Below are 21723 nucleotides of genomic sequence, written 5' to 3' on the forward strand. Positions count from 1 at the left end.
CGGAAACGGGTGCGAAGTTTTAGGAAGGACATATTATGTTCTATCGTGACGAGCGCCTCGCGCTCTTTATCGATGGTTCAAACCTTTATGCAGCAGCAAAATCACTTGGGTTCGACATCGATTACAAACTACTGCGTCAGGAATTCATGCGCCGCGGAAAGCTCCTTCGCGCGTTCTACTACACCGCGCTTCTGGAGAACGACGATTATTCCCCGATCCGCCCGCTCGTAGACTGGCTCCACTACAACGGTTTCTCCATGGTGACCAAGCCCGCCAAGGAGTACACAGATTCAATGGGTCGCCGTAAGGTAAAGGGCAACATGGACATCGAACTTGCTGTCGATGCTATGGAGCTTGCGCCGCATGTTGACCACATCGTGCTCTTTTCCGGTGACGGAGACTTCCGCCCGCTGATCGAGAGTCTGCAGCGCCAAGGTGTTCGGGTATCGGTTGTTTCCACCATCCGAAGCCAGCCGCCGATGATCTCTGATGAACTGCGCCGTCAGGCCGACAACTTCATCGAACTCGAAGAGCTCAAAGATGTTGTTGGGCGTCCTCCGCGCGAAGATGTTGGCGGCGTTGACCCGATGCTCGCCACTGTCGACGACGACTAATTAATGTGACGAGGCCTCTTGGGGCCTCCACCTACGCCGAACTTGCCCGCACAAAAACGCCACTTGTGCGGGCAAGGGGCTTTACCGTCCCCTGTCAAAGCCTTACCTCTTACAGCGTCCGACCAAAACTCGGGGCATCCAAATTCACGTTTCGCGTTTGAGCAAAGTGCACGGCCGCGAAAAAGTAATTCAAGTATTTGGCTGGATGCTTTAGGCACGCGAAAAAGAGGTCCCTATGTCTCACCCGCCCCTCACACTCTACCTTGCTGCGCCGCGCGGATTCTGCGCGGGCGTTGTGCGTGCCATTAAGATCGTAGAAATGGCGCTCGAAAAATGGGGCGCGCCTGTCTATATGCGCCACGAGATTGTTCACAACAAATATGTTGTCGACGGCTTACGGGCCAAAGGTGCTGTTTTCGTCGAAACACTGGCGGAATGCCCAGATGATCGTCCTGTGATCTTCTCTGCGCATGGCGTAGCCAAATCCGTTCCCGCCGCTGCAGAAGCCCGCGAGATGCTTTTTGTTGATGCGACTTGCCCGCTCGTGAGCAAGGTTCACATCGAAGCCGAGCGCCACGCGGAAAACGGACTTCAAATGGTTATGATCGGCCATAAGGGGCACCCTGAAACCGTCGGCACCATGGGGCAATTGCCCGAGGGCGAAGTCTTGCTTGTTGAAACGCCCGAAGATGTTGCCACGCTTAACGTGCGCGACGAAAACAAGCTCGCCTATATCACGCAGACCACACTCTCTATTGATGACACGGCGCTGATCGTCGAAGCCCTCAAAGAGCGTTTCCCCGCGATCAAGGCACCGCATAAAGAAGACATCTGCTATGCCACGACCAACCGTCAAGAAGCGGTCAAGGCGATGGCTCCGAAATCAGACGCAATCCTCGTGATCGGTGCACCAAACAGCTCGAACTCGAAGAGGCTTGTCGAGGTCGCCAAGGCTGCGGGATGTGGTTATTCGCAACTAGTTCAGCGCGCGACCGATATCGATTGGCGCGCGCTCGAAGGGGTTAAATCCATTGGGCTGACTGCTGGAGCCAGCGCACCAGAAGTGCTGGTGGATGAGGTCATCGGAGCCTTTCAAGAGCGGTATGACGTGACCGTCGAGACAATTGAAACGGCCGAGGAAAACGTCGAGTTCAAGGTTCCCCGCGTTCTTCGGACGGCATAATGAGTATCGATCCAGAGACAGTCAGCGCCTACAACGAGCGCGCAGGAGACTATACAAAACTCGCCGCGCCAAACGCCCCCTATCACGCGCTAAATGAATTCATCGCGCTTGTGCCCAAAGGTGGCCGCGTGCTTGATTTCGGCTGCGGCCCGGCACGGACGGCTGCGGCGATGCGCGACGCTGGCCTTGTTGTGGACGCAATGGATGCTTCGCAATCCATGGTCGATCTGGCCAAGAAATCTTACAACATCGATGTAACGCTTGGCAGCTTTGATGACTTGGATAAAGTCGATCTCTATGACGGTATCTGGGCCAGCTTCAGTCTTCTGCACGCCCCAAAAGCCGAGCTTCCGCGCCACCTCGCTGCGATCAGAACCGCAATCAAGGCGGGCGGTATCTTCCATATTTCGATGAAAACCGGAACAGGTGAGCAGCGCGACAAGATTGGACGTTTCTACGCTTACTACAGCAAGGAAGAGCTTGTAGATCTGCTCAAAGCTGCCGGATTCCGCCCTGACCATTTCGCCACCGGCGCTGATAAAGGCCTTGATGGCACAGTCGCCCCTTGGATCATGATACGCGCCTATGCCTGAATTTATTGCCTATACCGACGGAGCCTGTTCCGGAAATCCCGGTCCTGGAGGCTGGGGTGTTTTATTGATCGCGCGCGATGGCGAAACGGTTCTAAAAGAGCGCCCGATGTGCGGCGGCGCCGAAGACACAACCAACAACCGTATGGAACTGATGGCAGCGATCAGTGCGTTGGAAATTCTAGACCGAAAAACAAAAATCACCATCGTGACCGACAGCACATATGTCAAAGACGGGCTGACCAAATGGATTCACGGCTGGAAGAAGAACGGCTGGAAGAACGCCCAGAAGAAACCGGTTAAGAACGAAGACCTTTGGAAGCGGCTCGACGAGGCCAACCGACGCCATGACGTCACTTGGGAATGGGTCAAGGGGCACGCTGGACATCCAGAGAATGAGCGGGCAGACGAACTTGCGCGCGAAGGCATGGAACCGTTCAAAAAGCCGAAACCTGAAGCCTAGAAGCGCGGGCCGTTTTTTTGGATATAGGTCTGATATAGCCAGATCAGCAGCACGGCGCCAAGAATTGCGCCAACCAAGCCGGCCCCAATGCCCAGAACCGATAGCAGAACCCTCAGGAGCAGCCCGCCAATGAGCGCTCCGCCAATCCCGATCGCCATCGTAATCACGATATTGGCTTCGACTTTCATGAGCCGCGTCGCGATAAATCCGGCAGCAGCCCCAATAATGATAAGATAAATAACCATGCGGTCACTATTGCTTGGACTGTGAATGAGGGGAAGGGGAAAACATCGGAGTTTCTCCCCCGAAACGCCTTAAGTCAATTTCTCCGGGAGGCTAAATCCACGCAGGATTTCTTCGGCCGTCATTGGCTTTTTGCCTTGCCGCTGCGCCTTCGTGATTTCAATGGCACCAGACCCACAAGCAATACGCATCTCGCCAAGAACCTCGCCAGCCTCTCCGCTGCCCTCACACACACGCGATTGCAGCAGTTTCAGGCGCTCCTCACCAACCATGCACCACGCACCAGGAAAAGGCGAAAGTCCGCGGATCTTTCGATCTACAATTTCAGCGGGTTCTGACCAATCGACTTGCGCTTCTGCTTTGTCGATTTTGCTGGCGTAGGTCACGCCCTCTTCCGATTGCGGCTCCGGCGTCAACTCAGAGTATCGCGCAAGCGCCTCGACGATCAGCTTTGCACCCCGCTCTGAGAGGCGATCGTGAAGTTGAGCAGTTGTTTCCTCTTCCCCAATCTCGCATTCTTCGCGCAGCAAGACGTCTCCGGTATCAAGCCCCGCATCCATCTGCATAATGCAAATGCCTGTTGTCTTGTCCCCCGCCATAATCGCGCGATGGATCGGCGCTGCTCCCCGCCAACGCGGAAGCAGTGAGGCATGAATGTTCAGACATCCGTGTTTGGGTGCATCCAAAATCGATTGCGGAAGGATCAAACCATAAGCAACGACAACGGCAATATCCGCATTAAGCGCCTCAAATTCCGCAACTGCCTCTGCAGACTTTAGTGAAACAGGGTGACGGACTTGCAAGCCCAGCGCCTCTGCGCGTTTATGAACGGGGCTGGGGCGGTCTTTCCTGCCGCGCCCTGCTGGCCGTGGCGGCTGGCAGTAGACGGCAGCGATCTCATGCCCTGCATCAACAAGCGCATCCAGAACAGGTACTGAAAACTCCGGCGTTCCCATGAAAACAACGCGCATAACGCCTCCTTAGCTGCGCAACTTCCGCGCTTTGCGCACAAGCATATCGCGCTTCATCTTGGATAGATTATCGAAATACATCTTGCCGTTCAGGTGGTCGATCTGATGCTGAACCGAAGTCGCCCAAAGCCCGACAAAATCGCGCTCTTCCATCTCGCCATTCTCATTCAGAAACCGAACCGTCACCGCACGCGGGCGCGAAACGACCGCCGACACGCCGGGAAGGTTAGGACTGGCTTCCTGATGCTCGCGCAACTTGGCGCTGGCATGAAGAACCTCTGGATTAGCGAGCAAAACTGCCTTACCGCGCTCCTCGCTACAATCCACAACCGCAAGGCGCTGCATCACGCCGATCTGAACTGCCGCAAGACCATATCCCGGCATCGCATCCATGGTTTCAACCATATCTGCCCAGATGGCACGGACCTCATCGGTGATCTCGCTCACCTCTTCGGCAGGTGTGCGCAGACGCTTGTCCGGCCACGGAACGAACGGACGAACCGTCATGCGCGGGCTCGCTCTCTTTTGAGCTTTTGCATCTTACGGGTAATCATTTGGCGGCGCAGTGGCTTGAGATAGTCAATAAACAGTTTGCCGTTCAGGTGGTCGATTTCGTGTTGAACACAAGTCGCCCACAGCGCATCAAACTTTGCCTCGCGTGCCTCGCCTTCAATATCGATCCACTTCACGCCAACTTCCGCCGGACGCTCGACCTCTCCATACTGATCGGGGATAGAAAGACAGCCCTCTTCATATGTATTGAGCGCCTCACTCTCCCAAACAACTTCTGGATTGAACATCACCATTGGCTCGGGCTTGGCGTCTTCTTCCTTCACGCAATCAAGCACAATCAGCCGCTTCAGAATGCCGATTTGTGGCGCTGCAAGGCCAATGCCGGGCGCATCATACATGGTTTCGAGCATGTCTTCAGCCAAGCCTTTCAGCTCAGGCGTGACAGTCTCGACAGCATCAGCAACCTTTTTCAGGCGCGGGTCGGGGTGGATCAGGATCGGTCGAATACTCATAGGCGTCATGTAGGCCAACTCCAGCGTCGTTGCAATCTTGTTGCACGCGCTTTTGATTTTGATAGCTTGCCGTCGTTGCACATCCAGAGGACCCTCTTCATGAATTTTGACGAAATTATCGACCGCCGCGGCACTGGTTCTGACAAATGGGACCAAATGGAGTCCTTGTTCGATGTGTCGCCGGACGATGGTCTCGCCATGTGGGTCGCAGACACTGATTTCCGCGTACCGCAAGTTGCGCTCGATGCGATGCAGAAATTAGTAGATCACGGGATTTTGGGCTATTCTGATGCCACCAAGCCTTACAAAGACGCGGTGTGCTGGTGGATGGAAAACCGCCATGGCTGGAAAATCGAGCCAGAGTGGCTTTTGACCACCAGTGGCCTTGTTAATGCGGTGGCGATCGCGCTTGATACATTTACTGAAAAAGACGACGGCGTAGTGCTATTCACGCCCGTGTACCACGCGTTTGCAAAAGTTATCAAAGCACAAGGCAGAACGGTCGTTGAGTGCCCGCTGGTTCGCGATGGCGATAAATACGTCATGGATTTCGAAGCCTATGACGCTCAAATGACGGGCAAGGAGAAAATGCTGATCCTCTGCTCTCCGCATAACCCTGCGGGACGCGTCTGGACCAAGGAGGAACTGAGCGAAGTTGTGGCCTTTGCCAAGCGGCACGATCTACTGCTTATCTCCGACGAGATCCACCAAGACCTCGTATATGACGGGTATAAACATGTCCCAACCGCTTTGATCGAAGGCGCCCTGCCACGGCTGATTACGCTTAATGCACCGTCAAAAACGTTCAATGTCGCTGGAGCGAACTGCGGGCATGTCATCATTCCCGACGAAGATATCCGCACCAAATTCTTTACTCGAAAGAAGTCCCTCGGTCTTTCACCGAATGTTTTCGGCGTAAAACTCACACAAGCCCTCTACAATGAAGAGGGCGGCAAATGGGTAGACGCGCTTTGTAAATATCTCGGTGAAAACCGCAAAATATTCGAAGAAGGAGTGGCGAAAATCCCGGGCGCCAAACCGATGCACCTCGAAGGCACCTATCTTGCATGGGTGGACTTCGCCGATACCGGCATGAGTGCTGCTGAAGTCAAAAAGCGCATAACGCAAGATGCCAAGATCGCAGCTACCCCTGGCCATGTTTTCGGGAAAGGCGGCGAACATCATGTGCGCTTCAACCTAGGCCTTCCTGCGTCGCGGATTGAAGACGCGGTTGAGCGCCTTCAAAATGCTTTTGCAGATTTGCAGTAGTTAACGCCCGATCAAGGCAACCGGCGCATCGTCTGGTGGCGCGAAATCAAGAGCGGCTTCCTTCATGGCGGCGGTCGCTCTTTTGAAATCAAACACAATCTCGCTGTCCTGCGTTTCCGACGCGACGATCAAGCATTGATAGAGATGCCGTGCGCCATCGAATACATCGACAAGGCCACGGATATTCGGCGCATTTTCCGCTTCAATCGCAAATCCGCTTTCCCAGAATCGCAAGATCGGCACGCTCCGTTCACCAGTTTGCACACGCAGACGGCTCTTCTTTTTGAGGTCGGCCATGCGGGCTTGTTCCAAACCTTCACGGACCTCTTTGGGCAAAAAATCAGACATGTTCCCTCCAGAATCGCAATGCGCGAGCAGCATCCTACTCTAGCATGACACCGGAGGGGTTTCGGTCAAGTTAACGTTATGTGACAGGCGTTTTTGCGCTATGTGTTGCGCTTATGTGTTGTGATCTTCAACAAGATCAACGCCCGCAACAGGCCGTAAAACATGGGGTTTGTCGGGGTCGTACAACGCGGAATCCTTGAAGTCTCGCACGCCACCAAGCGCAGGACCAACTAGGATGAGTGCCGTGCGTGTAATCTTCTCGGCGCGGACTTTCTTGCGAATATCTGCCAAGGTTCCACGCAGAAATAGCTCGTCCTGCCACCCAACCCGATAGGCCACCACAACAGGGCAATCCGCGCCATAATACGGCGTCAGAACACGCTCGATCTCGCGCATATTCCGCACAGCAAGGTGGATCGCCAAGGTCGCACCCGTGCGGGCGAAATTCTCAAGTGTCTCACCTTCAGGCATGGATGTGCTTTGCATAGACATGCGCGTCAGAACGATGGATTGCGCCACCTCTGGAATGGTCAGCTCCTGCCCCAATGCAGCTGCCGCCGCGGCATAGGCTGGAACACCGGGCACGACTTGATAGTCAATCTCGTCTTCGCGCAAGCGTCTGATTTGCTCGGCGATTGCTCCATAGAGCGACGGATCGCCTGAATGTACCCGCGCAACGTCCTCGCCACGTTTATGCGCCGCCATTATTTCTGCATGAGTTTCATCCAGCGTCATCGGCGCGGTATCCATCACTTTGGCGCCTTCAGGGGCACAAGCAACAACCTCCGGCGGCACAAGGCTTCCGGCATAGAGACACACCGGACATTCCCCGATAATCCGAGCGGCCTTCAGCGTCAGGAGTTCTGGATCGCCAGGTCCGGCACCAACAAAAAATACGGTCATATTGTTCTCTCAATCTTCATTGGTTGGGGCGCGTCAGCTTGCCAAGTCGCCATCAATTTTGCGGGCATAACCGCGCGGCGTATACATGCGCGGCCCTTCACCAAGCTGGGCGAGTTTCGAGTGGCTGGAGCCGACCAAAACAACGGTCAGCATATCGACCTCATCCACCTCAAGCTCGGAAAGTTTGCGATACCGCACGTGCTCCTCGGGTCGGCCAAGCGAACTGGCAAGCATCACAGGGGTATCGGCAGGGCGGTGTTTCAACAAAATATCCCGCGCCTCGGCCAAAAGCGTGCGGCGACGCATAGAAACGGGGTTGTAGAATGCGATCACGAAATCCCCTTCCGCCGCAGCATGAAGGCGCTTCACAATGTCCTCGCGTGGCGTCAGAAGATCGGAAAGCGAGATGGCACAGAAGTCATGCCCCAAAGGCGCGCCAGCGCGTGCTGCGGCCCCTTGCAAAGCTGAAACACCCGGCGTTGAAATCACATCGACCCGATGTGCGGCATCCGAAACGCCCATCTCATCAGGGCCACGATCCAGAAGCTCAAACACAAGAGCGCCCATCGCGTAAATACCCGCGTCACCCGAACATACAAGCGCGACGTTCTTGCCCTTCGCCGCTTGCTCTAGCGCATAACGGCAGCGGTCCTCTTCACCGCCAAGCGGGAAATCAGAGCGCGTTTTTCCGTGCGCCAGCGGGCCGAGCAGATCAATATAAAGGCCATAACCAACAAGTTCCTCGGCCTCGGCAATCAATTGGCTCGCCTCTGGTGTACGCCATGAATGCTGGCCTGGACCTATGCCGACAATCGAGAGCCGCCCGCGCGAGCGCCCTTTGTGTTCGGTGATAACTTCGCCGGTCCGCGCAATGGCGCAAGTGGCGTTTGCTGTCTTTTGTTTTGGAACGGTCAGTATGGAATCTTCGCCCGCCGCAGCCAGTGCGGCACCTTCGCTTACACCGTGGCAGCCGACCTCGGCAAAAACCACGTCCGAGGGGTTCGCAAGGCGCGAGGCTTCGGCCTCCAACTCCTCGGCTGTGAACAATCGCAACGGCACGCCAAGCCGTTTTGCAACCTCGTTCATAGCAGGCTCGTCGCCCTTAAGGTCAATCGAGTTCACAGAGGCAATCGCGCCCTCAGCAATCCCAGCATCGGCCAGTGTTTTTTGCACCAACTCCCATAGCTCTTCAGGGTCAGCGTTCCGCGCGCACCCGACACCAAGCGCGAAACGTTGCGGATGATAAACAAGTTGCGCGTCGTCGCCTTTTACAGGTGCCTCAGTGACAACAAGCGCAACATCCCCGTTTGCGTCATGCTCAAGGTCAAACAACGCCTCGCCTTCGAGCCGTGCTCCGCCACCAGCCAAAAGCGCGGCCATTACGGGCTTTGCCGCTTCAGGATTCGCAAGCCGATACCCCGCAGGCGGCGCATCAAGCGCGACGCCAAGCGCAACATCACCAGCGGTTGTTACCGCCGCTTTGCTTTCCAGCGATTCCGCAATCTCCTTGGCCAGCCGGTTCGCGCCTCGGTGCCCCCCTAAAAGCGGCACGACAACAGAACCATCATCAGCCACTGAAACAACGGGTGGCTCCACCGTTTTATCCGCCAAAAGCGGGGCAACTGCGCGGATCAATATGCCGCTCGCACAAACACCCACAACGGGCGTTCCCGCCGCAAATAAAGTGCGCACGTGGTCCAAGGCATTAGCGAAAAACGCATCGGCAACATCAACGCGGCCCTCGCGGCCATGCAGTTGCCCGCCAAGACTCTTCGCAACACGATGGGCCACAGGCTCTCCCGAGCGCGACAAACAAATAACCACCGGAGCTACCGGATTAGAGCGGGGCGTCAGAGCCATGGGTCGGCGCCTTTCGTAAGCAAGATCATAGAAAAATAAGGAGCTGAGTCTGGCGCTTCGGCGAGCGGACAAACAACCTGATCGGGCAGGCTCGCGCGCTCAACATACGTGGCCTGCGCCAGCAAACCCAACTCGTCAATTACAGCGCGTATCTTGGGCAGATGCCGCCCGACTTTCATCACGGCCACGCTCTCGGCGCCCTCAATGCGGTGGCGCAACTCTTCTTCGGGGAGCGGGCCAGGAAGGATCGTGACCCGCTCGTTTCGTGCAGCAAGCGGAGAGGCCGAAACAGCGGCACAGGCCGTCACACTCGTAACACCAGGAACGACGACCGTTTCAAACCGTTTGGATACGCGCGCAAAAAGATACATGAAGGAGCCGTAGAAAAACGGATCACCCTCGCAAAGGCAAACCACATCCTGCCCCGTTTCCAGCACAGCCGAAATCTCCGCTGCGCCCTTGTCATAGGCGGCTTGGGCGGGTTCGCGAGCAACGGTCATGGGGATATCTAGGCGGATTTCTTGAACGCCGTCGCGGATGTGTTCCGCCGCGATCGAGCGGGCAAAACTATCGCCACCCTCAAGCGACGGATAAGCAATCACGCGCGCTTCCGAAATCAGTTTGGCCGCACGCAAGGTCATCAAATCGGGCGCGCCGGGACCAAGCCCTACGCCATAGAAAACTCCGCTCATCTTTTGACCAAACTTAACTGCGTCACTGGCATAAGCGATTTCCAGCCCTTATGGCCGAGTTCTTCGGGGCCGAGGGCTTCTGCGCGGTTGATCGCGATTTTCACAAGCGTACCGCCATATTCACCATGGAGCCGCGTAAGCAGCCCCTCGCTCTGGAGCGTCACCGCGTTAACAACCAACCGTCCCAGCGGGCGCAATGCAGTCCAACAAGCCGCAAATGTTTCCTCGCTCAGACCGCCGCCGATAAAAATCGCGTCGGGAGCGTCAAGCCCCTCGAGCGCAGCGGGGACGGTACCTTCGATCAGTTCCAGCTTGGGCACGCCAAGTGCAAGCGCATTCGCCGCCGCCATCGCGCGCCTGTCGGCCCGTGGCTCGATCCCGACCGCTCTTGCGTATCGTGCCGCGCGCATCCACTCAACGGCCACAGAGCCACAGCCCGTGCCTATATCCCAAAGCAGCGCGCCGCGCATCGGCATCAGCTTCGCAACCGTAACAGCGCGAACTTCCTGCTTTGTCATGGTGCCGTCATGCACGAAAAGCTCGTCCTCAAGACCTGGCACACGGGGCAAAAGCGCGGCATCAGGCGCGGCCACGCATTCAACAGCCAAAGTGTTGAAAGCTGGCACCTCGTGATCCCAACTCTCCGCCAGCCCTTCGAACCGTTCCTCATTCTCGCCGCCCATTGCCGCCAGCACAACCATCTTGCTGCGGCCGAAGCCGCGCTCCGTCAGGAACTTGGCAATCTGGGCGGGGGTATCTGCGCCTGTGGTCAGGATGAGCAAGCGTTGATCCGGCTGGATAAAGGCGATCATCTGCTCAACGGGGCGGCCATGCACCGTAAGCGTTTCAAGATCGGCCATGCTCCACCCCATCCGCGCGGCGGCAAGCTGAAACGCGCCCACTTGCGGATGATAGATAATTTCGGATGGGTCGATTTCACGACCAATCCGCGCGCCAACGGAATACCAAAGCGGATCACCCGTTGCCAAAACAACAACCCGCTTGCCCTTGTGGGCGCGGAGCACATCAATCAACGCATCAAATGGTGAGGGCCACGCAAGGCGCTCGGCGTTGTTTGCGCCTGCAAGCTCGTGATGGCGGTCGCCACCAACAATGACCTCTGCGGCTTCGACAACTGCGCGGGTCGCGGGGGTGAGCCCCTCAAGTCCGTCTTCACCGATACCGACAACATGTAACCAAGCCTTCATGACGCCCTCCTATCTAGCAGTCCGACACTTCCACAAGCCCTGCCGCCAGAGCATTAACGGCAGCCGAAGCAATCGCAGAACCACCACGGCGCCCGCGCAACGCAACGAAATCGCAACCGCGCGGACGTGCGGCGAGCTCTGCCTTACTCTCGGCAGCTCCGACAAATCCAACCGGAAACCCGAGGATAACAGCAGGCTTCGGCGCGCCTTGGTCCAGCAATTCAAGCAAATGAAACAGTGCGGTTGGCGCGTTGCCGATGGCCACGACAGCGCCCTCCAAATGGTCGGCCCAAAGCTCCACCGCCGCTGCGGAGCGTGTATTGCCGATCTCTTTGGCCCGCTCGGGAACGGAAGCATCGTTTAGCGTAACAATCACTTCGTTCTTGGCGGGAAGGTAGCGCCGGATGATCCCAGCGCCGACCATTTCACAATCACACAAAACAGGCGCCCCAGCTTCAAGCGCGGCGCGCCCTGCAGTGAAGGCGTTTTCCGAATAGGCCAACCGGTCGGCGACCTCAATCATACCGCAGGCATGAATGACCCGCGTGGCAAGCGCGCCCATCCCCGCATCGAACCGCTCCAGACGCGCCTCTTCCGAGACCGTCGCAAAGCTCTGACGATAGATCTCGCGTGGCTCGCGGATATAGCGCAGGGGCGGCTTATGCGGGTGATCGCTCATTTCTTGCGCGCACTTTCAGGCCCGTGCGGGTGTTTCGCATGAGGATACTCAGGATGCACATGGTCGTGATCATGGTGATGATCGTGGCTGTGTGCGTGGCCATGCGCGTGGCTGTGGTCGTGATCGGGGTGATGATGGTGGTGGTGATCCATATCCAACCGACACTCCCCCGTGCAGAAACTATCGCACAGGCCACAGTCCTCTACGTTCGAACCAGGAGCACTTGCGCCCTGCCCTTCAACATGATGGTGATGACTCTCCTGAACCGCGCCAACCTCAGCCTCAAAGCCCAAAACCTGCGTGCGATATTTGCAGGTTCCGCAGGTTGGAGGCACAACTTCGCCCAATTGCTCCGTCACCCGCTCGGCGAATGTTTCAAGCACTTTTGGGTGATCGTTAAGGTATCCGGCTTTAACAAACTGAATATCAGGATGCGCTTCGGCGACCTGATCTGTGAAGCCGTAGATCCGGTCGATCAGAATACCCGTGAACAGGAAGTATGGAAACACGATGACCCGTTTGTAGCCGAGCTTGGCAACATGATTCAGGCACGGTTCCACCAGCGGGAACGTCACGCCGGAATAGCCAACTTCGCACCAGCCAAATCCCATACCTTCCCAAAGCATTCGTGCGATCTTGCTCACGTTACCGTTGGCGTCCGGATCACTCGCGCCGCGGCCAATGACCACGAGGCAGGTCTCCTCAAGCGGCAGTTCGCCATGCTCTGCATTCGCCTTGTCCACCGCTTCTTGAACCCGCGCACCCGCGGCGGCGATCATCTTAGGATCAACCCCAAGCTCGCGGCCATAGGACACATCGATTCCATGTTTGGCGGCATAGGTATTAAGTACAGTTGGGATATCGTTCTTTGCGTGCATTGCCGCAAACAGCATCCCCGGAACGGCCACGATCTTTTCGCATCCGGCCTCGCGCAGGCGGTCTAGCCCATCGCGGATCACCGGATTAGCAAACTCAAGATAGCCGTAATCCACCATCCAGTCAGACGGCAATAGCGGCGGCAGCTTCTCGGCCAACACCGCAAATTCGTCGACGGCGGCCTGGCTGCGTGAGCCATGACCACAAATCATTACGCCTGTCTTGGCCATTACGCTTCCTGAAGGTCGTCTTTGTCGGAAGGCTTCGCTTCGGCTTCCGCCTTGAGCGTCTCGTCTTTTTTGCGTCGCGTGACGGCCCAAAAGCCCACAACAACCGCCGCACCAACAGCCGCAATTGCCAGCCAATGTGTGTGACCGTACGATTCAGCAACGTGGCCAGGATGCGCAAGAACAGGCGATGCAACGATGGCGCCAGCCGCTGCAACAAAAGATGATTTCAGATATGACATGATGTCCTCCAGTTTTAGAATTGCAGAGGGAAGCAACCGTAGAATTCTACGCTACACGATGTTGCTTCGGCTCCCCTGTCTGGGTCGAGCGTTCACAACCAACCTCTCTGGCCCGTTCGGGCGTCGTGCGGAGACCCTAACCAAAGGGGCAAAGCGACGCAATCGGATTCGCCGAAAGCTGACGCATGTGCAACCATGCAGAGAGGCTGCGCGCTGATGAAGGTTATTTTCTCCAAAAGCGCGCATATGTAGGGTCCAACAGCAACTCAGGAGGCAACATGGGCCAGCTAGTAGACGGCAAATGGGAAGCAACGTGGTACGATACGGAATCAACTGGCGGTAAGTTCAAACGCTCAACCGCTGGCTTCCGAAACTGGATCACCAAAGACGGCAGCGCCGGACCTTCTGGCGAGGGAGGTTTCAAAGCCGAAAGCGGGCGATATCATCTGTACGTCAGCTATGCCTGCCCTTGGGCGCATCGCACCTTGATTTTCCGCGCACTCAAAGACCTCGAAGATCACATCAGCGTTTCGGTTGTTCATCCCGATATGCTTGATGAAGGCTGGACATTCAGCACCGATTTCGATGACGCAACCGGCGATGATCTTTTCGACCTGCCATTCCTGCGCGATGTCTATACCAAAGCCGTGCCGGACGTGAGCGGGCGCGTGACCGTCCCTGTTCTTTGGGACAAGAAGCAAAACACAATCGTCAGCAACGAGAGCAGCGAAATCATCCGCATGTTCAACTCTGCTTTTGACGACATTACCGGCAACACCGCAGATTATTGGCCGGAAGAGATGCGCGACGAGATCGAAGAGGTGAACTCCCGCGTCTACAGCGGCATCAACAACGGCGTTTACAAAAGCGGCTTTGCCACCAGCCAAGACGCCTATGACGAGGCCGTGCACACGCTTTTTGAAACGCTCGACTGGGCAGAAGAGCGCCTTGGAAAATCCCGCTACCTGATGGGAGATCGCGTAACCGAAGCGGATTGGCGGCTGTTTACAACGCTCGTACGGTTTGACCCTGTTTATCACCTGCATTTCAAATGCAACCGAAAGCGAATCATCGATTACCCCAATCTTTGGGGCTACACGCGCGATCTGTTCCAAACAGAGGGCGTGGCAGAAACCGTCAATTTGGATCACATCGTTCGCCACTATCACTATAGCCACGACACGATCAATCCGAACCGGATTATCCCGATCAACCCGATCCTTGATTTTAACGCCCCCCATGATCGGGACCGCTTTGAGGCATAGGTGACGCAGGAAAAGGCATGGCAAGACCGGTTGCGTTCAACCCGAAAATCGGATTGAGATGACGCAAAAAGGGAATGCCATGACCACTTGGATTACAATTTGCGATACCTGTAAGCGCGACGACTGGGCCGAAAGCGGTGCTGCGCTTACCGATGGGGAAGTGTTGGCTGCCAAAGTTGAAGAAACCGCCGAAGGGCGCGTAAAAACGCGGCGGGTCAGCTGTCTTATGGGCTGTTCACACGGGTGCAACATTGCGATTCAGGCCGAAGGGAAGCTTTCCTACACGCTCGGCAAATTCGAACCGAACGAAGAGTCCGCTACGGCTATCGTTGACTATGCCGCCCTTCACCAAGAGAGCGAGACGGGGCAAGTGCCTTACCGCACATGGCCCGAGGGCGTGAAAGGCCATTTCATTACGCGCCACCCACCGCTGCCCAAAAGCGGAACCGAGTCGTGAGCCAATCGCCCGCGCCTCGCGATCACGGCGGCAATCTTGATGCCGCTTGCGCGCGCTATGGCGGGGCAAAATCCGAGTGGCTCGACCTTTCGACGGGCATCAACCCGACCCCCTATCCGCTGCCCAACTTCGCGCCCGACTTATGGAACGCGCTACCAGACAAGGGATTGTTTACCGAACTGGAAACGGCTGCACGCAAGTTTTGGAACATCCCCGAAAGTGCTGCAGTTCTTACCGCGCCGGGGTGCAGCGCCCTTATTGCGCGCATTCCCCACCTTGCGCCGACATCGGGCACAGTTGCCATTCGTCACGACACCTATAACGAGCACGCCGCCAGCTTTCGTATGGCCGGATGGACGGTGCGCCCAAACGGTGGCAACGCAAGCGTTCATGTCCACCCGAACAATCCTACAGGCGAGCTAACCGCCGGCGCCGAAATCCCTGATACGCACCTGACGATAATCGACGAGAGTTTCTGCGACACGACGCCAGAAGCCAGCCACATCGCGCGGACCGCCCAATGCGGCACACTCATCCTCAAGAGTTTCGGCAAATTCTGGGGGCTCGCGGGGCTACGGCTTGGCTTTGCGATAGGAGATCCAGAACTGATCGCGAAACTCGGCGAAATGATTGGCCCGTGGCAAGTCTCAGGTCCTGCGCTGGCGACTGGCATAGCGGCGCTCAACGACCCAACGTGGGCCGCCGACACGCGCGAAATTCTCACTCAAGAGGCCGCGCGGCTCGACGAGCTGCTGCAAGCCAAAGGCGCCAAGGCCGTTGGCGGCACCACGCTTTTCCGTCTCTATTCCGTAGATAACGCTGCGGCTTGGCAAGACAGGCTTGCCCGTGGCAAAGTTCTTACGCGGGTGTTCCCGTATTCCGAAACCTTCCTGCGTATCGGGCTTCCGCCCCGTGATCGCTGGACCCAGTTGGAGGCCGCGCTATGAGTTTTGCCGCACCGTTGTTTCTCGCGCTGGCGCTGGATGCCGCATTCGGCGAGCCCAAATCAATCTGGACCAAAATCCCGCATCCGGCGGTTTTGATGGGCAAGCTCATTGACTGGGCCGATGGCGAATTCAACACCGGCGAAAATCGCAAGACCAAAGGCGCGGTCACGATCGGCGTACTGGTGGTCGGCGCGTGGATCACTGGCGCAATTGTTTCAGAACTCCCATTTGGAGAGGTGTTCGAGATCGTGATCGCCGCGATCCTCTTGGCGCACCGCAGTTTGATTGACCATGTCTCTGCAGTTGCGCAGGGCTTGCGGCTTTCCAACGCATCCGCGCGCGCGGCTGTTGGACGTATTGTCGGGCGGGACACCAAAGATATGGACGGCCCGCAAATCTCGCGTGCAGCAATCGAAAGCGGCGCGGAAAACTTCTCTGATGGTGTGGTCGCGCCTGCGTTCTGGTTCCTGATCTTCGGCCTCCCCGGCTTGTTGATCTACAAAATCGTCAACACCGCCGACAGCATGATCGGCTACAAAACCCCGCGCCATGAAGAATTCGGCTGGGCCGCTGCACGATTTGACGATGTTTTGAATTTCATTCCAGCACGGCTTACCGCCCTCCTGATCCTCGCATCAAAAGGCTTTCGCAACGGTATCGGCACATTGCTCGAAGATGCCCCAAAGCATCGCTCTCCAAACGCGGGCTGGCCCGAAGCAGCCATGGCGATCTCGCTCAATATCGCACTTTCGGGGCCACGAAGCTATCACGGCCAACTGCGCGACTACCCCTTCGTGAATGAAAGCGGCAGACGCAACATTGGCGCGAAGGAAATCGACGCTTCGATTTCGTTGCTCTGGCGCAGTTGGCTGATCGTGTTGGGCGCTTGCGGCATCCTCGCGCTGTTCTGAGGCTTGCCCCACCTGCGTGGCCTGATACTGTGACGATATTTTCAGACCGGAGGATTTCATGACGTTTCGCATTTCGCTTGCTGCATTCGCTATTTCACTGGCCACCTTAACGACATCCGCACAGGCGCAATGCGGCGGGAGTTTTTCTGGGTTTGTCAGCGGACTGAAACAGGAAGCCATGGCCAAAGGCCACAGCAAAGCCAACGTCGATGCATTCTTCGCCTCGGTCCAGCAAGACCCACGCACACTCCGCGCAGACCGCTCGCAGGGCATCTTCAAGAAAACCTTCGCCGAGTTCTCGCGCGCCGTTATCAGCCAAAACCGCATGGATCATGGCCGCAAAAACGCCCAGAAATACGCTTCGGTCTTTGATCGGGTCGAGCGAGAAACAGGTGTGTCGCGCGGCGTCCTTCTGGCCTTCTGGGCGCTCGAAACCGACTATGGCGCGGTGCAGGGCGATTTCAACACGCTCAACTCGCTGGTGACACTTGCCCATGATTGTCGTCGCCCCGAACTATTCCGCCCTCAAATTTTCGCGGCGCTGGAACTCTATGAACGCGGCGATTTCAGCCCGACCAAAACCAAAGGCGCATGGGCCGGCGAAATCGGCATGGTCCAAATGCTTCCCGAAGATATTATCGAGAACGGCCGCGATGGCGACGGTGACGGACAGGTAAGCCTCAAGACATCCCCTCCTGATGCACTTCTCTCTGGTGGCACCATGCTCAAATCTTTGGGCTGGCGTGCGGGCGAGCCATGGCTTCAGGAGGTCAGCGTTCCAAGCAATCTGGACTGGAGCAAAACGGGCCTCGACAAAACCGCCCCCGTTTCGGCGTGGAAAGCTGGCGGGGTTAAGGCCAAGCACGGTTCATTGCCAAACGGCAACCTACAAGCCAGCGTACTCCTCCCGATGGGGCGCAAGGGGCCGGCTTTCCTCGCCTATCCAAATTTCCGCGTCTATTTCGAGTGGAACAAGAGCTTTGTCTACGTGACCACAGCCGCCTATTTCGCGACACGCCTTGAGGGTGCACCGATTTATGATCTCGGCAACCCAGACCCAAGCCTCAACGATGCGCAAATGAAATCGCTTCAGAAAAAGCTTGTGGCTCGGGGCCATGATGTTGGGAAGATCGACGGGATCCTTGGTGCGAAAACCCGCGCGGCAGTTCAGGCAGAGCAACAGCGCCTTGGCCTTCCAGCGGATGCGTGGCCAACAACAGACCTGTTGAACCGGCTTTAGACTGGTCTAAGCAACAAGCGCTTCGGCTTTTTTGAGGTCCACAGACACAAGCTGGCTTACGCCCTGCTCGGCCATTGTGACACCAAAGAGCCGATCCATCCGCGCCATCGTCACCGCATGGTGAGTGATGATCAGGAAGCGTGTTTCCGTGCGTCGTGTCATTTCATCCAATAGGTCACAAAAACGGGTGACGTTCGCATCATCAAGCGGCGCGTCCACCTCGTCGAGAACACAGATCGGAGCTGGATTAGCGAGGAAAACCGCAAAGATCAGCGCCATGGCCGTCAGGGTTTGTTCACCACCAGAAAGCAGACTCAATGTGCTGAGTTTCTTGCCCGGTGGCTGGCACATAATCTCAAGTCCTGCTTCAAGCGGGTCATCGGATTCGACCAATACAAGGTTGGCCTCTCCGCCTCCAAACAGGTGTCGGAACAGCAGAGTAAAGTTGCTATTCACCTGTTCAAACGCGGTCAGCAACCGCTCGCGGCCTTCTTTGTTCAGGCTGGCAATGCCCGTACGCAACTTGCGGATTGCCTCGTCCAGATCCGCTTTCTCCGACACGAGGTTGTCGTGCTCTTCTTGAATTTCTTTTGCGTCCTCTTCGGCCCGAAGATTCACCGCACCGAGCGAGTCCCTCTGCCGTTTAAGTCGGTTTACATCAGCCTCAATGCTCTCCGCTGACGGCATTTTCTCTGGATCAGCATCCAGAGTCTCAAGCAAGTCTTGTGGCGTAGTTTCCATCGCCTCGGAAATTCGCTCGGCGGCATATGCAACGGTTTCACGAGCTGCATCTGCGCGCGCTTCAGCGCGTGCGCGGCTTTCGCGGGCCTCACTGGCTGCGCGCTCTGCATCACGCTCGGCATTGATTGCCTCACGAAGCTCTGTTTCTCCGATCGCCAGCTTATCCGCGGCCTCTTGGCGGCGTTTTTCGGCGGTGTCGATCGCTCCGGCAAGTTCTTCGCGTTTGGCCGCGATTTCCTCGGGTGCCGCACTGGCCTCCTTCAACTCGGCCTCGCTCGCAACGCGGCGTTCCTCAAGCTCACCGATCCGCTTCTCAGCATTCTCCAGACGAAGCCGCCAGCCGCTAATTTCTTTCGTGATCTCCTGCCGACGCTTTGTGCGGGCATCGCCCTCACGGCGCAATTCCTCGTATGCGGAGCGCTTGGACATCATTGTCATCCGCGCGGCCTCGACGGTCATTTTCACGTCCTCGACCTCAGCACGGGCGGCGTCCAGATCACCCAGGTCTGCAAGCGCAGTTTCAGCTTCCTTCACGCGTGTACGCGCTTCCATCGCCTCTTCTTCGTGGCGGGACACGGCCATCGACAAACTCTCAAGTTTACCCTCGGCAATGTTGCGGTCAGCTTCCGCACGCGACAGGGCGCGCGCTGCTTCGGTCAGGGCACGGTCAGCGTTTTTACGCGCTTCTCGGGCTTCCTGATCCTCACGCGTGCAGCGCGCAAGTTCTTCGGACAGCATCTCATGCGCCCGTTTTGCGCCGTCGCCGCGCGCGCTTGCCTCTTCCAGATCGCGTTTAAGTTCCACGAGGCGGTTAAGTTGCTGCAACCGAAGCGCAGCAGCACTCGGCGCATCCTCAGCACCAGCACGGAACCCATCCCAGCGCCAAAGATCGCCCTCGATGCTTACAAGCCGCTGACCGGGTTTCAACTCGGCCTGAAGGCGCGGCCCGTCGGCTTTATCAACGAGCCCGACTTGCCCCATACGACGAACCAGAACTTCAGGCACGGTGACGTGATTGGTCAACGCCAAAACGCCCTCGGGCAATCCCTGCGGCGCGGAATAGCCCGGCAACGTCGCCCAGCCTGAAACAGCCTCCGGCCCAACAGATGGCGCACGCAAATCATCGGCGAGAGCAGCCCCAAGCGCCTTCTCATAGCCACCCTCAACGCGCAATTCGTCCAAGACCTGACCGCCTTCAGCAGTGTCTCGCTCCACGAGCTTGGCAAGCGCGGAAACTTCAGCCCGCAATGCATTTGCTTCACCCTCTGCCTCGCTGCGTTCGGCGCGAGCCTCTGCTTCGCGGCTCTGCGCGGTGGCTCGGGCATTGTCACAGGCAATCAGCGTTTCTTCTGCAACTTTCGCTGCCGATGCGGCCGCATCTTGTGCTTGCTCTGCTGTTGAAAAGTCTTGAGCGGCCTTGGTTAATGCGGCTTTGGCGAGGGCAGAAGCTTCCCGCGCCCGAGCGGCCTCTCCTTCGCTGCGATCAAGGGTTTTCTGGTTATCCTCAACCAACCGCCGCGCCGATTGGTGACGCGCCGCAAGCCGAGCTACATCCTCGGTGAGTTGCCCAATCGCGGCCTCGCGCTCTTGCAAGACACTTGCCGCATCAGAGGCCGCGTTGGCACTTTCTTCGAGCTTTTCGGCGTATCCTTCGGCAGCGGCGGCAAGCTGGTTTTGCTCCCATTCAAGCCGCTCAATTGTCTCGCCTGCGTCCTTGTTAAGCTCCTGCTCACGGGATTTGTCGTGGGCAAGTTGCTCAATACGCCGCGTTAGAGTTTCAATTGTTTCAATTGCACGCGCCTCTTGCTCGGACAGCGCTTCACGCTGGTTTTGCAATCGAGTCAAAACGGCGGCTGCGATGGTTTCTTCTTCGCGCAACGGAGGCAAACGGTCTTCGGCGGCGGCGCGAGCCTTCGCCGCTGTTCTTGCTTCTCCTTCAGCGGCTCCTGCCAGCTTCGTGCGCTCGGTCAAATCAGCCTGCACAGTTGCGCGGGCCTCGTCCGCCTCTTTCCAGCGGCGATAGAGCAGAAGCCCCTCTGCGTGCCGCAACTCCTCGCCAATGGAGCGATAACGCGCTGCCTGACGCGCTTGCCGCGCCAATTGACCAAGCTGGCTGGCAAGTTGTTCAACCACATCTTCAACCCGCGACAGGTTGGTTTCCGTGCCCTTAAGTTTGAGTTCGGCTTCGTGCCGCCGTTGGTAAAGCCCCGAGATCCCTGCGGCTTCTTCGAGGATACGCCGCCGCGCTTTGGGCTTGGCGTTGATCAACTCCGCAATCTGGCCCTGACGGACAAGCGCAGGAGAGTGCGAGCCGGTTGATGCATCGGCAAAGAGCATCTGAATATCGCGGGCGCGCACATCCTTGGTGTTGGCCTTGAACGCAGAGCCAGCATCGCGCGTAATCCGCCGCACCACATCAAGCGTATCGGAATCGTTAAAACCCGAGGGCGCGAGGCGATCGCTGTTATCAATGGTGAGCGACACTTCGGCAAAGTTGCGCGCAGGCCGTGTTGCGGTTCCGGCAAAAATCACATCTTCCATGCCGCCGCCGCGCATCGCTTTGGGGCGGGTCTCGCCCATCACCCATCGCAGCGCCTCAAGCAGGTTGGATTTCCCGCACCCGTTCGGCCCGACAACCCCCGTCAGCCCATCCGCGATGATAAGATCGGTTGGGTCAACGAAGCTTTTGAAACCGTTCAGCTTGAGTTTGGAAAACTGCAAACGCGCACCTTTAAGTGATTCCTCCAGATACACCATCGTTTGGGCCAG

The 21723-nt window shown here is 57.3% G+C and carries 23 protein-coding genes; 10 read left to right on the plus strand and 13 right to left on the minus strand.

What is annotated here, in order from left to right; translation table 11 throughout:
* The first annotated feature begins 35 nt into the window (after positions 1–35).
* The 4 genes from OU789_RS12660 to rnhA all read left to right on the plus strand — a co-directional run bounded on the left by OU789_RS12660 (position 36) and on the right by rnhA (position 2850).
* A complete protein-coding gene (locus OU789_RS12660) occupies positions 36–614 on the plus strand; it encodes a LabA-like NYN domain-containing protein (protein WP_263952090.1) in 579 nt (192 codons plus the stop codon).
* Positions 615–849: 235 nt separating this feature from the next.
* Positions 850–1797 carry a 4-hydroxy-3-methylbut-2-enyl diphosphate reductase gene (gene ispH, locus OU789_RS12665; protein WP_274655904.1) on the plus strand — a complete coding sequence of 316 codons (948 nt, stop codon included), beginning with the start codon at positions 850–852 and terminating at the stop codon, positions 1795–1797.
* Entirely contained in the window at positions 1797–2390 is a 594-nt protein-coding gene (locus tag OU789_RS12670) for a class I SAM-dependent DNA methyltransferase (protein WP_274655905.1), read from the plus strand. The genes ispH and OU789_RS12670 overlap by 1 nt, the downstream gene beginning before the upstream one ends.
* Positions 2383–2850 (plus strand): ribonuclease HI, encoded by a 468-nt coding sequence (rnhA, locus tag OU789_RS12675; protein ID WP_263952087.1) that lies wholly within the window; start codon positions 2383–2385, stop codon positions 2848–2850. The genes OU789_RS12670 and rnhA overlap by 8 nt, the downstream gene beginning before the upstream one ends.
* On the opposite strand, the gene OU789_RS12680 is transcribed toward rnhA, so the two are convergent.
* From OU789_RS12680 to def (OU789_RS12695), 4 genes are all read right to left on the minus strand, one after another.
* The gene (locus tag OU789_RS12680) at positions 2847–3095 is read right to left on the minus strand and encodes a GlsB/YeaQ/YmgE family stress response membrane protein (RefSeq protein WP_263952086.1); all 249 of its coding nucleotides are present in this window, start codon (positions 3093–3095) and stop codon (positions 2847–2849) included. The genes rnhA and OU789_RS12680 overlap by 4 nt on opposite strands.
* Before the next feature lie 69 nt (positions 3096–3164).
* Complete coding sequence (gene fmt, locus OU789_RS12685) at positions 3165–4064, minus strand: methionyl-tRNA formyltransferase (protein ID WP_274655906.1); 900 nt, start codon at positions 4062–4064, stop codon at positions 3165–3167.
* 9 nt (positions 4065–4073) lie between these two features.
* Positions 4074–4571 carry a peptide deformylase gene (gene def / locus OU789_RS12690; protein WP_274655907.1) on the minus strand — a complete coding sequence of 166 codons (498 nt, stop codon included), beginning with the start codon at positions 4569–4571 and terminating at the stop codon, positions 4074–4076.
* Complete coding sequence (gene def / locus OU789_RS12695; protein ID WP_263953261.1) at positions 4568–5089, minus strand: peptide deformylase; 522 nt, start codon at positions 5087–5089, stop codon at positions 4568–4570. Before def (OU789_RS12695) ends, def (OU789_RS12690) begins: the two co-directional genes overlap by 4 nt.
* Before the next feature lie 99 nt (positions 5090–5188).
* Here def (OU789_RS12695) and OU789_RS12700 point away from each other — a divergent pair, with 99 nt between their 5' ends.
* Positions 5189–6358, plus strand: coding sequence for a MalY/PatB family protein (locus OU789_RS12700; protein ID WP_274655908.1), 1170 nt, complete (start codon positions 5189–5191; stop codon positions 6356–6358).
* Here the strand turns inward: OU789_RS12700 and OU789_RS12705 are convergent, their stop codons facing one another.
* From OU789_RS12705 to OU789_RS12740, 8 genes are all read right to left on the minus strand, one after another.
* Complete coding sequence (locus OU789_RS12705; protein WP_263952082.1) at positions 6359–6706, minus strand: hypothetical protein; 348 nt, start codon at positions 6704–6706, stop codon at positions 6359–6361. It abuts the gene before it with no gap.
* A 111-nt stretch (positions 6707–6817) separates the two neighbouring features.
* Positions 6818–7609 (minus strand): precorrin-4 C(11)-methyltransferase, encoded by a 792-nt coding sequence (gene cobM, locus OU789_RS12710; protein ID WP_274655909.1) that lies wholly within the window; start codon positions 7607–7609, stop codon positions 6818–6820.
* A 33-nt stretch (positions 7610–7642) separates the two neighbouring features.
* Positions 7643–9469: a precorrin-3B C(17)-methyltransferase gene (gene cobJ / locus OU789_RS12715; protein ID WP_274655910.1), complete on the minus strand. Its 1827-nt coding sequence runs from the start codon at positions 9467–9469 to the stop codon at positions 7643–7645.
* Positions 9460–10161, minus strand: coding sequence for a precorrin-2 C(20)-methyltransferase (gene cobI, locus OU789_RS12720; protein WP_274655911.1), 702 nt, complete (start codon positions 10159–10161; stop codon positions 9460–9462). The genes cobJ and cobI overlap by 10 nt, the downstream gene beginning before the upstream one ends.
* Positions 10158–11369, minus strand: coding sequence for a precorrin-6y C5,15-methyltransferase (decarboxylating) subunit CbiE (gene cbiE / locus OU789_RS12725; RefSeq protein WP_274655912.1), 1212 nt, complete (start codon positions 11367–11369; stop codon positions 10158–10160). The genes cobI and cbiE overlap by 4 nt, the downstream gene beginning before the upstream one ends.
* 13 nt (positions 11370–11382) lie before the next feature.
* On the minus strand, positions 11383–12048 hold the full coding sequence (locus OU789_RS12730; RefSeq protein ID WP_274655913.1) for a precorrin-8X methylmutase: 666 nt from the start codon (positions 12046–12048) through the stop codon (positions 11383–11385).
* Positions 12045–13154 carry a sirohydrochlorin chelatase gene (locus OU789_RS12735; protein WP_274655914.1) on the minus strand — a complete coding sequence of 370 codons (1110 nt, stop codon included), beginning with the start codon at positions 13152–13154 and terminating at the stop codon, positions 12045–12047. Before OU789_RS12735 ends, OU789_RS12730 begins: the two co-directional genes overlap by 4 nt.
* Positions 13154–13393: a DUF6732 family protein gene (locus OU789_RS12740; protein ID WP_274655915.1), complete on the minus strand. Its 240-nt coding sequence runs from the start codon at positions 13391–13393 to the stop codon at positions 13154–13156. Before OU789_RS12740 ends, OU789_RS12735 begins: the two co-directional genes overlap by 1 nt.
* Before the next feature lie 278 nt (positions 13394–13671).
* Between OU789_RS12740 and OU789_RS12745 the strand changes: the two genes are divergently transcribed.
* From OU789_RS12745 to OU789_RS12765, 5 genes are all read left to right on the plus strand, one after another.
* Positions 13672–14658: a glutathione S-transferase family protein gene (locus OU789_RS12745; RefSeq protein WP_274655916.1), complete on the plus strand. Its 987-nt coding sequence runs from the start codon at positions 13672–13674 to the stop codon at positions 14656–14658.
* Positions 14659–14737: 79 nt separating this feature from the next.
* Positions 14738–15115 (plus strand): DUF1636 domain-containing protein, encoded by a 378-nt coding sequence (locus tag OU789_RS12750; RefSeq protein WP_274655917.1) that lies wholly within the window; start codon positions 14738–14740, stop codon positions 15113–15115.
* Positions 15112–16062 (plus strand): threonine-phosphate decarboxylase, encoded by a 951-nt coding sequence (locus tag OU789_RS12755; protein ID WP_274655918.1) that lies wholly within the window; start codon positions 15112–15114, stop codon positions 16060–16062. Before OU789_RS12750 ends, OU789_RS12755 begins: the two co-directional genes overlap by 4 nt.
* A complete protein-coding gene (cbiB, locus tag OU789_RS12760) occupies positions 16059–16973 on the plus strand; it encodes an adenosylcobinamide-phosphate synthase CbiB (protein WP_274655919.1) in 915 nt (304 codons plus the stop codon). The genes OU789_RS12755 and cbiB overlap by 4 nt, the downstream gene beginning before the upstream one ends.
* A gap of 58 nt (positions 16974–17031) precedes the next feature.
* Positions 17032–18213 (plus strand): lytic murein transglycosylase, encoded by a 1182-nt coding sequence (locus OU789_RS12765; protein WP_274655920.1) that lies wholly within the window; start codon positions 17032–17034, stop codon positions 18211–18213.
* A 6-nt stretch (positions 18214–18219) separates the two neighbouring features.
* On the opposite strand, the gene smc is transcribed toward OU789_RS12765, so the two are convergent.
* A complete protein-coding gene (smc, locus tag OU789_RS12770; RefSeq protein WP_274655921.1) occupies positions 18220–21675 on the minus strand; it encodes a chromosome segregation protein SMC in 3456 nt (1151 codons plus the stop codon).
* Positions 21676–21723: the final 48 nt, after the last annotated feature.

The sequence above is a fragment of the Halocynthiibacter sp. C4 genome, from assembly GCF_028823805.1.
In the GTDB taxonomy this organism is placed as follows: Bacteria; Pseudomonadota; Alphaproteobacteria; order Rhodobacterales; family Rhodobacteraceae; genus Falsihalocynthiibacter; species Falsihalocynthiibacter halioticoli.